Origin of the sequence: Shinella zoogloeoides, from assembly GCF_003574625.1 — a bacterium.
GTDB classification, from domain to species: domain Bacteria; phylum Pseudomonadota; class Alphaproteobacteria; order Rhizobiales; family Rhizobiaceae; genus Shinella; species Shinella zoogloeoides_A.
In genome coordinates this window covers 226,025-238,893 of record NZ_QNUJ01000004.1, presented here as the reverse complement: position 1 = coordinate 238,893, position 12,869 = coordinate 226,025, and the positions used below count along the sequence as shown (strand labels likewise).

At 64.4% G+C, this 12,869-nt stretch carries 11 protein-coding genes and 1 pseudogene; 5 read left to right on the top strand and 7 right to left on the bottom strand.

Features of this window, described 5'->3' with window-relative positions:
* Positions 1–16: 16 nt before the first annotated feature.
* Positions 17–1,081, bottom strand: a complete 1,065-nt coding sequence (gene dusA, locus DSD28_RS09510; RefSeq protein ID WP_119256392.1) for a tRNA dihydrouridine(20/20a) synthase DusA — start codon at positions 1,079–1,081, stop codon at positions 17–19.
* A gap of 102 nt (positions 1,082–1,183) precedes the next feature.
* On the opposite strand from dusA, the gene DSD28_RS09505 reads away from it, so the two are divergent.
* Entirely contained in the window at positions 1,184–1,714 is a 531-nt protein-coding gene (locus tag DSD28_RS09505) for a gamma carbonic anhydrase family protein (RefSeq protein WP_119256146.1), read from the top strand.
* Here the strand turns inward: DSD28_RS09505 and DSD28_RS09500 are convergent.
* Genes DSD28_RS09500 through DSD28_RS09490 form a run of 3 tightly spaced genes read right to left on the bottom strand, consistent with a single transcriptional unit; the run spans position 1,711 to position 3,840 of the window.
* Positions 1,711–2,106: a Fur family transcriptional regulator gene (locus DSD28_RS09500; protein WP_119256145.1), complete on the bottom strand. Its 396-nt coding sequence runs from the start codon at positions 2,104–2,106 to the stop codon at positions 1,711–1,713. The two genes, DSD28_RS09505 and DSD28_RS09500, sit on opposite strands and share 4 nt — an antisense overlap.
* Positions 2,103–2,924 (bottom strand): metal ABC transporter permease, encoded by an 822-nt coding sequence (locus DSD28_RS09495; RefSeq protein ID WP_119256144.1) that lies wholly within the window; start codon positions 2,922–2,924, stop codon positions 2,103–2,105. Before DSD28_RS09495 ends, DSD28_RS09500 begins: the two co-directional genes overlap by 4 nt.
* Positions 2,917–3,840, bottom strand: a complete 924-nt coding sequence (locus DSD28_RS09490) for an ATP-binding cassette domain-containing protein (RefSeq protein ID WP_119256143.1) — start codon at positions 3,838–3,840, stop codon at positions 2,917–2,919. The genes DSD28_RS09495 and DSD28_RS09490 overlap by 8 nt, the downstream gene beginning before the upstream one ends.
* Before the next feature lie 98 nt (positions 3,841–3,938).
* On the opposite strand from DSD28_RS09490, the gene znuA reads away from it, so the two are divergent.
* Positions 3,939–4,973 carry a zinc ABC transporter substrate-binding protein ZnuA gene (gene znuA / locus DSD28_RS09485; protein WP_119256142.1) on the top strand — a complete coding sequence of 345 codons (1,035 nt, stop codon included), beginning with the start codon at positions 3,939–3,941 and terminating at the stop codon, positions 4,971–4,973.
* A 96-nt stretch (positions 4,974–5,069) separates the two neighbouring features.
* Entirely contained in the window at positions 5,070–6,275 is a 1,206-nt protein-coding gene (gene zigA, locus DSD28_RS09480) for a zinc metallochaperone GTPase ZigA (protein WP_119256141.1), read from the top strand.
* Positions 6,276–6,280: 5 nt separating this feature from the next.
* On the opposite strand, the gene mgrA is transcribed toward zigA, so the two are convergent.
* Positions 6,281–7,312, bottom strand: coding sequence for an L-glyceraldehyde 3-phosphate reductase (mgrA, locus tag DSD28_RS09475; RefSeq protein WP_119256140.1), 1,032 nt, complete (start codon positions 7,310–7,312; stop codon positions 6,281–6,283).
* A 221-nt stretch (positions 7,313–7,533) separates the two neighbouring features.
* Positions 7,534–8,256, bottom strand: a pseudogene (locus tag DSD28_RS09470) (Gfo/Idh/MocA family protein); the annotation flags it as partial.
* Between the two features lie 669 nt (positions 8,257–8,925).
* Between DSD28_RS09470 and DSD28_RS09465 the strand changes: the two are divergent.
* The gene (locus DSD28_RS09465; RefSeq protein ID WP_432430849.1) at positions 8,926–9,960 is read left to right on the top strand and encodes a LacI family transcriptional regulator; all 1,035 of its coding nucleotides are present in this window, start codon (positions 8,926–8,928) and stop codon (positions 9,958–9,960) included.
* Between the two features lie 134 nt (positions 9,961–10,094).
* Complete coding sequence (locus tag DSD28_RS09460; protein WP_119256137.1) at positions 10,095–11,348, top strand: MFS transporter; 1,254 nt, start codon at positions 10,095–10,097, stop codon at positions 11,346–11,348.
* Positions 11,349–11,413: 65 nt separating this feature from the next.
* Here DSD28_RS09460 and gndA read toward each other — a convergent pair whose 3' ends face one another.
* On the bottom strand, positions 11,414–12,844 hold the full coding sequence (gene gndA / locus DSD28_RS09455) for an NADP-dependent phosphogluconate dehydrogenase (protein WP_119256136.1): 1,431 nt from the start codon (positions 12,842–12,844) through the stop codon (positions 11,414–11,416).
* Between the last annotated feature and the right edge of the window lie 25 nt (positions 12,845–12,869).

Sequence of the window (12,869 nt, the reverse complement as noted above, 5' to 3'; positions counted from 1 at the left end):
CGATGCACAGAAAGCGCTACTCCGCTGCCTCGACCTCGCCCCGCACCGCCGCGAAAGCCGCCGAGATCACCTCCGGCCCCGCGCCGGGCTTCGTGGCATCGGCCGAAAGGATCTGCCGATAGCGCCGCGCGCCCGGAAAACCCTGGAACAGCCCGACCATATGCCGCGTCACATGCGCCACCCGGCCGCCGCGTGCGATCACCTCGCCCGCATAGGCCATCATGCCGTCCCGCACCGCCTCCCAATAGGCGACCGGAAGCGCCTGCGGACCGGAAGACATGCCGGAGGGCCGGCCGCCCAGCAGCGGATGCGGAAAAAGTTCATCCACGCCCGTCAGAACGCAGCTATCCTGATAGGCAGCCCTTCCGAGCATCACACCATCGAGGCCATCCATCTCTTCAACAGCCTGACTCAAACTGTGAAGCCCGCCATTGAGACCGATGAAAAGATTCGGGTTTTCCGCCTTCAGCCGCCGCACCAGACCATAGTCGAGCGGCGGGATATCGCGGTTCTCCTTCGGCGAAAGCCCCTGCAGCCAGGCCTTGCGCGCGTGGACCCAGACGGCATCCGTCCCGGCAGCCTTCACCCGCGAAACGAGATCGCGCAGCGCCACTTCAGGGTTCTGGTCATCGACGCCGATGCGGCACTTGACGGTCACGGGAATGGCAACCGCCGCTTTCATCGCCGCCACGCAATCGGCCACCAAGTCCGGCTCGCGCATCAGGCAGGCGCCGAAGGTGCCGGATTGCACCCGGTCCGAGGGGCAGCCGACATTGAGGTTGATCTCGGCATAGCCGAACCCCTCGCCGATCCGCGCCGCCTCCGCCAGCTTCTCCGGGCTGTTGCCGCCGAGCTGGAGCGCCACCGGCTGCTCCACCGCGTCGAAGCCGAGCAGCCGGTCGCGGTTGCCGCGCAGGATCGCGTCCGCGACGATCATCTCGGTGAAGAGCAGCGCGTTCTTGGTAAGCTGCCGCGCGAAGACGCGGTACGCCCGATCACTCCAGTCGATCATCGGCGCGGTCGCGAAGATCTTCGTCCCCGTCTCCACGGCCTGCTGGTAGAATGTGCCTGTCTTCGTCATGGCGCGGCTCATACTCCATATGGCCGGGAAAAACCACCCTCGGCCTTTCCCCGCCCGGCGGGATGGGTGCTAGACTGCCCCGAGGATTCGAAGGAGGAACCCATGCCGCTCTACGCCCTTGACGACCGGACACCCACGCTTCCCGCCGACGACCGCTACTGGGTGGCGCCGGATGCCAATGTCATCGGCAAGGTCATCCTCGGCGAGGATGTCGGCATCTGGTTCGGCGCGACGCTGCGCGGCGACAACGAGCCGATCATCGTCGGCGCGCGCTCGAACATCCAGGAAGGCGTCGTCGTGCATACCGACCCCGGCAAGCCCGTCATCATCGGCGAAGGCTGCACCATCGGCCACAGCGCCATCATCCACGGCTGCACCATCGGCAACAATTCGCTCATCGGCATGGGCGCGACGGTGCTGAACGGCGCGGTCATCGGCAACAACTGCCTCGTCGGCGCCAATGCGCTGGTGACGGAAGGCAAGGTCTTTCCGGACAATTCCCTGATCGTCGGCTCGCCGGCCAAGGCCATCCGCACGCTGGATGCGGACGCCGTGGAAGGCCTGAAGAAATCGGCCGAAAGCTATGTGCGCAACTGGCAGCGCTTCAAGAGGGGTCTCAAAGCGATCGTCTAGGCGCAGCCGGCACAGGTTCCGCGGATCTCGATCGTCGTCTTGCCGGTCTTGAAGTTGCGGTCTTTCGCAAAGCCCTTCAGCCGATCCTCGATCATGTGATCGTGGAATTCGACGACATCGCCGCAGGTCTCGCAGATCATGAAGGCCGTCAGGCCATGGGCATGGCAGCCCTCGTCCGGATGGGCGCAGGCGACGAAGGCGTTCATGCTTTCGAGGCGATGCACGAGGCCGAATTCCAGCAGCTTGTCGAGTGCCCGATAGACCTGCAGCGGCGCACGAAAACCGCTGTCGCGCAGCTTGTCCAGGATGGAGTAGGCGCTAAGCGGACCTTCGGAATGCGTCAGCACGTCGAAGACGAGGCCCTGGTTGCGCGTCAATTGCTGCATGGTCATGCACGACCTCCTTCGCTTGCCGCCACTGCGCCCATCCTCGGCTTCGTCAACAGGCTTAGAATGAAAAGGCCAAGTGCTGCGACCACGATGGAGGGACCGGAAGGCGTGTCGAATTTCAGGGAACCGAACAGCCCGCCGACAACGGCCAGCGCCCCGATGACGGAGGCGAGCACGGCCATGATCTCCGGGCTGGTGGAAAACCGCCGCGCCGTCGCGGCGGGAATGATCAGCAACGAGGTGATCAGCAGGATGCCGACGATCTTCATGGCGATGGCGATGACGAGCGCCATCAGCAGCATGAAGACGAGCCGCGTCTTCTCCGGCTGCATGCCCTCAGCCTCCGCCAGTTCCGGATTGACCGTCGAGGCGATCAGCGGACGCCACATCCAGATGATCGCGAAGGTGACGAGGATGCCGCCGCCCCAGACGAGGTCCACATCGGCGCGCGAGACCGCGAGGATATCGCCGAAAAGGAATCCGACGAGGTCGATACGCACCCACGTCATGAAGGAGACCATGACGAGGCCGATGGCGAGCGTCGCATGGGAGAGTATGCCGAGCAGCGCATCGGTGGACAGCGTGCCGCGCTTCTGGAGCAGCAGCAACAGCACCGAAACCGTCGCCGCGACGATGAAGACGCTGAGCAGCAGGTTGAAATCCATCAGCAGCGACAGCGCGACGCCGAGCAGCGCCGAATGGGCCATCGTATCGCCAAAATACGCCATGCGCCGCCAGACGACGAAGCAGCCGAGCGGCCCGGCGGTCAGCGCAAGGCCGATGCCGGCGACGAGGGCGCGGATGAAGAAATCGTCAAGCATCGCGCGGCTCCTTGCTGCCTGCCGCCTCGTGGTCGCAGCCACAGTTCGGCCCGTGCACATGGCCGAGGCGCATCCGCCCCGCCCGCCCGCCGGAAGGCAGGATATCGACGGCATGGTGGCCGTCGTCCGGCCGGCAATTGTCGGTGATCGAGCCATCGGCATGCAGCACGCGGCCGTCGGGCAGGTGCGTATGGTCATGATTGTGGTTGTAGAGGGCGAGCGTCTGGCCGGCCCGGGCGCCGAAGAGGCGCAAATATTCCGGGCTTTGGCTGACGATATCGGGCGTGCCGCGGCAGCAGACATGGCCGTTGAGGCAGATGACGGTGTCCGTCTCGGCCATCACGACATGCAGGTCGTGCGAAATGAGCAGGATGCCGCAGCCGGTCGCATTGCGGATGGTCTTGATGAGATCATAGAGCGCGATCTCGCCGGAGAAATCGACGCCCTGCACCGGCTCGTCGAGCACGAGAAGATCAGGCTTGCGAGCGATGGCGCGGGCAAGCAGCGCGCGCTGGAACTCGCCGCCCGAAAGATGCTGCACCTCGGCGCGCGCAAGATGGCGGATACCCGTCGCCTCAAGTGCGGCATCGATCTCAGCGCCCTTCAGCGGGGAGGTCAGCGTCATCAGCCGGTCGACGGTGAGCGGCATGGTCCAGTCGACGGCAAGCTTCTGCGGCACATAGCCGACCTTCAGCCCGGCCTTGCGCTCCACCCTGCCCTCGTCCGCCTTCATGACGCCGATCGCCGTCTTGGCGGTGGTCGACTTGCCGGAGCCGTTGGGACCGATCAGCGTGACGATCTCGCCGGGCGCGATGGAGAATTCCACGCCGCGCACGAGCCAGCGGCCCTGGCGGCGCACGCCGACGCCGGAAAGGGAGACGAGCGGCGGAACGGTCCTGTTCGGGGTCTGCAGCATGATTTTTCCAAAAGCCTGTTGCCACTCGATATGGCACACGTTATAGCATAACGCAATTGATGTAATAACATTACATTTCCACTCAAGACGGAGATCCCATGCAAAAGGCCGTTCGCACCCTCCTTCTTTCCACCGCCCTTTTTGCCGTCGGCGCAGCCGCGGCGCGGGCCGAAGCGCCCAGCGTGGTCGTCTCAATCAAGCCGATCCATTCGCTTGTTTCCGCGATCATGCAGGGCGTCGGGGAACCAAGTCTCATCGTGGAGGGTGCCGCCTCGCCGCACACCTATTCGCTCAAACCCTCCAATGCCGCTGCCCTGCAGGATGCCGATGTCATCTTCTGGGTCGGCCACGGGCTGGAGGCCTTCCTGGAAAAGCCGCTGGAATCGCTCGGCGGCAAGGCGACCGTCGTCGAACTGGAGGACGCGCCGGGCCTTGAAAAGCTGCCGTTCCGCGAGGGCGGCCCCTTCGAGGCGCATACGCATGAGGGCGAGGAAGGCCACGATCACGCCCATGAAGGCCATTCCCACGACACCGATGGCCACGACCATGCCAAGGAGGCCGAAGGCCACGAGCATGGCGAGGAAGCCGGACATGAAGGCCACGAGCACGGCGAATTCGACATGCACCTGTGGCTGAGCCCGGAAAATGCCCGCGCCATCGCCGCCGAGGCCGCCAAGGTGCTTGCCGAAAAGGACCCCGCCAATGCGGAGACCTACAACAAGAACCTCGCCGGCCTGGACGAGAAGCTCGCCACGCTCGACAAGGAACTCGCCGAGACGGTTGCGCCGATCAAGAACAAGCCCTTCATCGTCTTCCACGATGCCTATCAGTATTTCGAGCACCACTACGGCGTGCTCGCCGCTGGCTCGATCACCGTCAGCCCGGAAACCCTGCCCGGCGCCGAACGCCTGACCCAGATCCGCGACAAGGTAAAGACCCTCGGCGCCACCTGCGTCTTCGCCGAACCGCAGTTCGAGCCGAAGCTGGTGAACGTGGTGATCGAAGGCACGCCGGCAAAGTCCGGCACCCTCGACCCCGAAGCAGCGACGCTCGATCCCGGCCCGGACCTCTACTTCACCCTGATGAAGAGCATCGCGACATCCCTGCGCGATTGCCTCGGCAAGGACGGCTGAGCACTCGGCCTCCCAACAAGCGCACAGGAAGGCGGGAATTTTCCCGCCTTTTTCAGCCGATCAAATGTAATAATATAACATAAAGGGCAAATCCCGATGGACAACCGCCTCCCCGTCACCGTCCTTTCCGGCTTCCTCGGCGCTGGCAAGACGACGCTGCTGAACCACGTCCTCAACAACCGCAGCGGCCTGCGCGTCGCGGTCATCGTCAATGACATGAGCGAGGTGAACATCGATGCCGCCCTCATCCGCGAGGGTGGTGCGGACCTGTCACGCACGGATGAACAGCTTGTCGAGATGACGAATGGCTGCATCTGCTGCACGCTGCGCGACGACCTCCTGAACGAGGTGCGGCGCCTGGCGGAAATGGACCGCTTCGACTACCTGCTGATCGAATCCAGCGGCATTTCCGAGCCGCTGCCCGTCGCCACCACATTCGACTTCCGCGACGAAGACGGCCGCAGCCTGTCGGATGTCGCCCGTCTCGACACGATGGTGACGGTCGTCGACACCGCCAACCTCCTCAAGGACTATGGCTCGCAGGATTTCCTCGCCGATCGCGGCGAAACCGTCGGCGAAGGCGATACGCGCACGCTGGTGGAACTGCTGGTCGAGCAGATCGAATTCGCCGACGTGGTGGTGCTCAACAAGGCGGGCGCTGCAAGCCCCGCCGATCTCCTCGCCGCACGCCAGATCGTCGGCGGCCTCAATGCGAGCGCCCGCGTCATCGAGACGGATTTCGGCCGCGTCGAATTCGCCGATATCCTCGGCACCGGCCGTTTCGATTTCGAGCAGGCGAGCGAACATCCGCTCTGGTTCAAGGAACTGCACAGCTTCCGGGACCATGTGCCGGAGACCGAGGAATACGGCATCCGCTCCTTCGTCTACCGGGCAAAACGCCCCTTCCACCCTGCCCGCTTCAAAGCCTTCCTTGATGAGAGCTGGCCGGGCGTCATTCGCGCCAAGGGCTTCTTCTGGCTCGCCACCCGCCCGCACTATGTCGGGGAGATGAGCCAGGCGGGTGCGCTTGTCAGGAGCGGCCGGCTCGGCCTCTGGTGGGCTTCCGTGCCGCGCCAGCACTGGCCGGAGGATCGGGCGGCGCAAGACGCCATCACCCGCCACTCCGACCCGATCTGGGGCGACCGGCGGCAGGAACTGGTCTTCATCGGCGCGGACCCGATGGATGAAGCCGATATCCGTCGCCGGCTCGATGCCTGTCTCGTGGAAGCGGACGGTTTCGAACCTGCCCGGTGGGCGAACCTGCCGGACCCGTTTCCTGTCTGGGTCCGGCAGGTGAGCTGAAAATGTCAGTCGCGTTCCGCGGAGCTGGCCCAGAGGTTGATGTCGGCTTCCTTGGCGTAGACATCGATCTCGGCCAGTTCCTCGGCCGTGAAATCGGGCTTTTCCAGCGCCTTGACGCAATCGACGATCTGCGCGGAACGGCTGGCGCCGATCAGTGCTGAGGTGATGCGACCGCCGCGCAGCACCCAGGCGAGCGCCATCTGCGCCAGCGTCTGGCCACGCTTTTCGGCGATGGCGTTCAGCTTGCGGATATTGTCGATGATCTCGGGGCGGATGAAATCCTTCTTGAGGAAGTGGTTCAGCGCCGCGCGGCTGTCGCCCGGAATGCCGCCGAGATACTTCGTCGTCAGCATGCCCTGCGCCAGCGGCGAGAAGACGATGGAGCCGATGCCGAGGTCTTCCAGCGTATCGACGAGGCCATCCTCCTCGACCCAGCGGTTGAGCATGGAATAGCTCGGCTGGTGGATGAGGCAGGGCGTGCCGAGGTCCTTCAGGATCGCGGCGGCCTCGCGGGTGCGCTGCGAATTGTAGGAGGAGATGCCGACATAGAGCGCGCGGCCCGAGCGCACGATATGGTCGAGCGCGCCGCAGGTCTCTTCCAGCGGCGTATCCGGGTCGAAGCGGTGGGAGTAGAAGATATCGACATAGTCGAGGCCCATGCGCTTCAGGCTCTGGTCGCAGGAAGCGATGAGGTACTTGCGGCTGCCCCACTCGCCATAAGGACCCGGCCACATATCGTAGCCGGCCTTGGAGGAGATGATCAGCTCGTCGCGCAGCGCCCTGAAATCGGTGCGCAGGATCTCGCCGAAGGCGATCTCGGCGGTGCCGGCCGGCGGGCCATAATTGTTGGCGAGGTCGAAATGGGTGATGCCGAGGTCGAAGGCCGTGCGGCACATGTCGACCTTGCGGTCATGCGGCGTGTCGTCGCCAAAATTGTGCCAGAGGCCGAGCGAGATCGCCGGCAGCTTCAGGCCGGAGCGCCCCACGCGGTTATAGGTCATCGTGTCGTAACGGTTTTCCGCCGGCTGCCAGGCCATGGTCGCGTTCCTTTGCTGGATAGGTGTTGCGCCTGCATAGCGCTCCCATGCCGGTATTCACAAGGGGAATTGCCCCTCATCCTATCCCTCTCCCCGCAAGCGGGGAGAGGGACGGGCCCCATGCAAGGCTGGAGATTTGGGAAACCGGCGCAACATATCCCCTTCTCCCCGCCTGCGGGGAGAAGGTGGCCGGCAGGCCGGATGAGGGGCCGCGCCGCCGCTCACCGCAGCAACGCCCGTGCCTCTTCGATGCCCAGCGCCTCCGGCTGCGTGCAGGTCGTCACGATGTCGATCGCCCGGCCCTCTTCCGCCGAACGCAGGATCGCCGTCAGCACGTCGATCGTGTGCAGCGAGCGGTCGAGCGAGCAGCGATAGTCGCGGCCGGTCGTCACCGCCTCCATCATGTCGGCAAGGCCGATGCCGCGGTAGTTCGCCTGCTTGCCCCAGTCGAACTGGAAGTTCTGCGCGGTCAGCGGATGATCCCAGACCTCCACGTCCTTCGGCTCCTTGTCGTCACCGGCGACCTCGACCTTCCCGCCGAAGAAATTCGGGTCCGGCACGAAGACGGCGCCGTCCGTGCCGTAGAGCTCCATGTTCTGGTGGCGATGCGCCCAGACGTCCCAGCTCGCCATCAGCGCCACCTGCGCGCCGCTGGCGAATTCGAGAATGGCGTGGATGTTCGTCGCGACCACGACCGGCACTTTCTCCCCGAGGCGGGGGCCGTTGCCGATCACCCGCTCCTCGCGCGCCCGGTTGGCGAGCGCCACGACGCGTTTCACCGGGCCGACAAGGTTGACGAGGTTGTTGACGTAATACGGCCCCATGTCGAGGATCGGCCCGCCGCCCGGCGCGAAGAAGAAGTCCGGGTTCGGGTGCCAGCTCTCCATGCCTGGTCCCAGCACATGCGCCGTGCCCGACATGATCTTGCCAAGCTTGCCGCTGTCGAAGCCGCCGCCCCAGACACGGAGCATGTTCATATTGGCGTCGACGGCCGATCGCAGGAGGTCGCGCAGGCCGGATGGCGTAATGCGGGACGGCAAGGCATCGGCCGAAATCCAGTTCGCGCCACGGCAGAAAATTTCGCGGCCGTTGACCTTCAGCGCGAAACGGCTGCCCGCTTCGTCCTTGTCGGTGATCAGCTCGACCTGCCGCAGGCCGATGCAACGCACCACCATCTCGGTGGGCGTCTCGAGCAAATTTCCATGAGTCTCCTACCCGACTGAAACGTTTCAGTGGAAAGTTAATCCAATCGATTTGACCACGCAATCAGCCCGGGCGTCGCTCATGTGTTTTCCGTCGAGCAGTGGTCGCTTATGACTCGAGGCGAACAGGAAAGCACAAAGAAAAAAGAGAATTAATACACTGTATTTATTATATTTATATTGGAAAGCGACGTTTTCCACACCTCGCATTCGTAACCGCATGAATTATCGCTTTGCGGCGCAGTGTCAGGCAAGCAGAGTGAAAACACGGAGTTTCCTGAAACTTCACTTCGACAAAGCACCTGTATCGTTTCAGATTTATAGATACTTCCGGCAGGGAGTGGCGGGCGGAAGCAAAATCTGTATAACCGGCCGCTAATGCGAAGAGGTGGACAGGCGGGGATGGACAGAATGAAGAGCGGGGGCCGGGCGGCATCGACGCCTCCCTCCAGCGAGCGGCCGACGCTGAAGACCATCGCCTTCATGACGGGCCTCGGCATCACCACCGTTTCGCGGGCGCTGAAGGATGCGCCCGACATCAGCAGCGAGACGAAGGAGCGCGTGCGCCTCGTCGCCCGGCAGATCGGCTACCAGCCGAACCGCGCGGGCGTGCGCCTTCGCACCGGCAAGACCAATGTCATCAGCCTGATCCTCAGCCTGGAAGAGGAGATCATGGGCCTGACGAGCCCCATGGTCGTCGGCATCTCGGAAGTGCTCGCCGCAACGCAGTACCATCTCGTGGTAACGCCTTACCGCACGCAGGGCAATGCGCTCGACCCGGTGCGCTACGTGCTGGAAACGGGCGCGGCCGACGGCGTGATCATCTCGCGCACCGAGCCGAAGGACCCGCGCGTCGCGCTGATGATGGAGCGAAACTTCCCCTTCGTCACGCATGGCCGCACCGAGATGGGCCTTGTCCATCCCTATCACGACTTCGACAACGAGCGCTTCGCCTACGAGGCCGTGCGCAAGCTGGTCGAGCTCGGCCGCAAGCGGCTGATGCTGCTCCAGCCGCCGCCCTACCTCACCTTCTACCTGCACATGCGGGCGGGCTTCGAAAAGGGCATCCGCGATTTCGGCGCGACTGCCCTGCCCTTCAACACCGTCAACCTCGACAACAATCTTCGCGAGATCCGCGGGGCCGCCGAGGCGCTGTTCGACACCACCGACGGGCCTGACGGCATCGTCTCCGGCAGCGGCTCCGGCGCGGTCGCGCTGATCGCGGCACTCGAGGCCAGGGGCCGCGGGCTCGGGCAGGACATCGACATGGTCTCCAAGGAACCGCACATGTTCCTGCAATGGCTGCGGCCGGAGGTCGTCACCATGCGCGAGGATATCCGCCTCGCCGGCCGGGAGCTTGCAAAGGCCGTCATCGCCCGCATAGAGGGCATTCCGCCCGAAGAATTGCAGACGCTGAGCTATCCGATCCCGACGGACGAGGCCTGACGCATCACCCCATGCCGCTTCGGCATGCCGGCAACTGGGCGTAGCCATATATAGCCGTTGCAGGCCGCCCGTTTTTTAGGCATCGCAAAGCCGTCGCTGAATTGAAGCAGTCGCGACGGCAAGCAGGAGCGGCGATGGCCCACGAGAAACAAAGATTGAACTATGTGCTGTTCCTCATCGCAGGCGCCGGCCTCGTGAATGTCGCGAGGGCGATGACGCTCTCATTCCTTGCCATCAAGCTGCAGCAGACCTTTGGCCTCGGGCCGGCGATGATCGGCATGCTGCTGGGTATCGGCCCGCTGGTGGGCGCGGTCGCAGCGCCCTTCGCGGGCTCCCTGTCGGACAAGATAGGGCGCAAGACCGTGCTGACGCTCACGCTGCTTTCCATGGCCCTCGCCATGGTCGGCATGGGTGTCGCCGAAACCGTCATCGCATTCTGCATTGCCCAGGTGGTCGCGGCTGTTGCCATCGCGATCAACGAGCCGGTATCCCGCGCCCTGATGAGCGACGTGTGCCTCGAACCGCTGCGCCTCAAATATTTCTCCTGGCGGTACATGGCGATCAATTTCGGCTTCGCCGTCGGCCCGCTGATCGGGATCGCGGCAGGCGCCGCATCCATGACGCTGTTCGTCATCGCCGGTATCGTCTACGCTCTCTTCGCGCTCGCCCTCTACATGCTGAAAGTGCCCGTGCAGCTTAGCGAGGCCGAGCAGGCACCCGCGCCGAAAATATCGGTGCTCCAGAGCATCAAGATGGCGATCCGCGATCCCCGCCTCGCCTTCTTCGTCGGCGGCGGCACCATGCTGGTGGCGGTCTACGGCCAATGGTCGGCGACGCTTGCTCCCTACCTCGCCGGTAACATCGCCGGCGGCGTCGAGATCTTCGCCTATATCGTCTCCATCAACGGCGCCGTGGTCCTGATCGGAAACCCGTTCGCCCGCCTCTTCATCGAACGCGCCGGAGCGCTGAATGCACTTGTGACCGGCTGCCTGCTGTTCCTCGTCGGCGAGCTCGGCTTCCTTGCCTCCAGCGGCCTCTGGGGCCTCGCGATCTCCATGGTCATCTTCACCATCGGGGAAATTCTGGTCGTCCCGTCCGAATACATGCTGGTCGACGGCATTTCGAACGACCGCAACAGGGGCAGCTATTTCGGCGCCCATTCCTTCTCGACCGTCGGCAACTTCGTCGGCCCCACTTTCGGCGGCCTCATGCTCGGCGCCTTCGGCGGGCCGGGCATGTTCCTTCTCTTCGCCGGCTTCTCGATCGTCAGCGCCATCCTGTTCGCCATCGGCACCAGAATGCCGCCGCCGAAGGCGTCGGTCGAGCTTGCCCCGGCAGCCGCATCGAGCGGTGCCGTCGGCCCGCATCTCAGGGGCGCCTACGCCTGACGCCTCCCGCCGTTCAAGCAAAAGGCCCGGTCTTGCGACCGGGCCTTTCAGGCTTTCGCCGGAACTCAGCCGTTGAGGCCGGAGCCCCAGGGGCCGTGATGACTGTCGGCACCGTCCACCCGGTCGAAGCCGTGTGCGCCGAAGAAGTCGCGCTGGGCCTGGATGACGTTCGCCGTGCCGCGGCCGCGGCGGTAGCTGTCGAAATAGCCGAGCGCCGAGGCGAGCGCCGGGACCGGCAGGCCGTGCAGGGCGGCGGCGGAGACGACGCGGCGCAGCGCCCCGTCGGTTTCCTTCACCATCTCGGCGAAGGCCGGGGTGACGATGAGGTTGGCGGCATCCGGCGTCTTGGTGAAGGCGCTGGTGATCGCGTCGAGGAACTGCGAGCGGATGATGCAGCCGGCGCGCCAGATTTTCGCGATCGTCGGCATCGGCAGGTTCCAGCCGTATTCCTTCGAAGCGGCGGCCATCACGGCGAAGCCCTGCGCATAGGCGCCGATCTTGCCGGCGAGCAGCGCGCTTTCGAGGTCCTTGAGGAAGGCAGCCCTGTCGGCGACCTTGAGCTCGGGAACGGCCGGCAGGCCGAGGATCTTCTCGGCGGCCTCGCGCTCGGTCTTGAAGGAGGAGATCGAGCGGGCGGCGACGGCGGCCTCGATGCCGGTCGCCGGCACGCCCATGTTCTGCGCCTCGATGGCGGACCACTTGCCGGTGCCCTTCTGGCCGGCCTTGTCGAGGATCATGTCGACCATCGCATTGCCGCTGATCGGATCCTTGGCGGCCAGCACCGTCGCGGTGATCTCGATGAGATAGGATTCGAGGCGCCCCTTGTTCCATTCGCCGAAGACGGCGCTGATCTCGGAGGCGCTCATCTTCAGGCCGTCGCGCAGGATGCCGTAAATCTCGGCGATCATCTGCATGTCGGCATATTCGATGCCGTTGTGGATGGTCTTGACGAAGTGGCCGGCGCCGTTCTCGCCGAGCCAGGCCACGCACGGGTCGTCGTTGTACTTGGCGGCGATCGAGGTCAGCACCTTCTCGACGCGCTTCCACGAATCTTCCGTGCCGCCGACCATGATGGAGGGGCCGTGGCGTGCACCCTCCTCGCCGCCGGACACGCCCATGCCGATGAAGGTGAGGCCCGAATCCTTCAGCGCGTCGAAGCGGCGCATCGTGTCGCGGAAGTTCGCGTTGCCGGCATCGATCATGATGTCGTTCTTTTCCAGATGCGGGCGCAGCAGTTCCATCTGCTGGTCGACCGCGGCACCGGCCTGGATCATGATGATGATCGGGCGCGGCGGGCGGATGGCGGCGACAAACTCTTCAATCGTCTCGCAGGGCACGATGCGGCCCTTGAGGTCGCCGGCCTCCTCGTAGAATTCCTTCGTGCGCGCCGCCGTGCGGTTGAACACCGCAATCGTGTTGCCCTTTTCGGCAATGTTGAGCGCAAGGTTCGACCCCATGACGCCGAGACCGATAAGACCGATTTCCGCCTGTGCCACGATAATACCTCCGTAGAATGGCGCG

What these genes read in the sequence shown, in the direction of transcription:
- znuA (WP_119256142.1), top strand. Translation starts at nt 3,939, where the DNA reads ATGCAAAAGGCCGTTCGCACCCTCCTTCTTTCCACCGCCCTTTTTGCC.
- mgrA (WP_119256140.1), bottom strand. Translation starts at nt 7,312, where the DNA reads ATGGCCTGGCAGCCGGCGGAAAACCGTTACGACACGATGACCTATAAC.
- DSD28_RS09500 (WP_119256145.1), bottom strand. Translation starts at nt 2,106, where the DNA reads ATGACCATGCAGCAATTGACGCGCAACCAGGGCCTCGTCTTCGACGTG.
- DSD28_RS09460 (WP_119256137.1), top strand. Translation starts at nt 10,095, where the DNA reads ATGGCCCACGAGAAACAAAGATTGAACTATGTGCTGTTCCTCATCGCA.
- DSD28_RS09490 (WP_119256143.1), bottom strand. Translation starts at nt 3,840, where the DNA reads ATGCTGCAGACCCCGAACAGGACCGTTCCGCCGCTCGTCTCCCTTTCC.
- DSD28_RS09495 (WP_119256144.1), bottom strand. Translation starts at nt 2,924, where the DNA reads ATGCTTGACGATTTCTTCATCCGCGCCCTCGTCGCCGGCATCGGCCTT.
- DSD28_RS09505 (WP_119256146.1), top strand. Translation starts at nt 1,184, where the DNA reads ATGCCGCTCTACGCCCTTGACGACCGGACACCCACGCTTCCCGCCGAC.
- DSD28_RS09465 (WP_432430849.1), top strand. Translation starts at nt 8,926, where the DNA reads ATGAAGAGCGGGGGCCGGGCGGCATCGACGCCTCCCTCCAGCGAGCGG.
- zigA (WP_119256141.1), top strand. Translation starts at nt 5,070, where the DNA reads ATGGACAACCGCCTCCCCGTCACCGTCCTTTCCGGCTTCCTCGGCGCT.
- dusA (WP_119256392.1), bottom strand. Translation starts at nt 1,081, where the DNA reads ATGACGAAGACAGGCACATTCTACCAGCAGGCCGTGGAGACGGGGACG.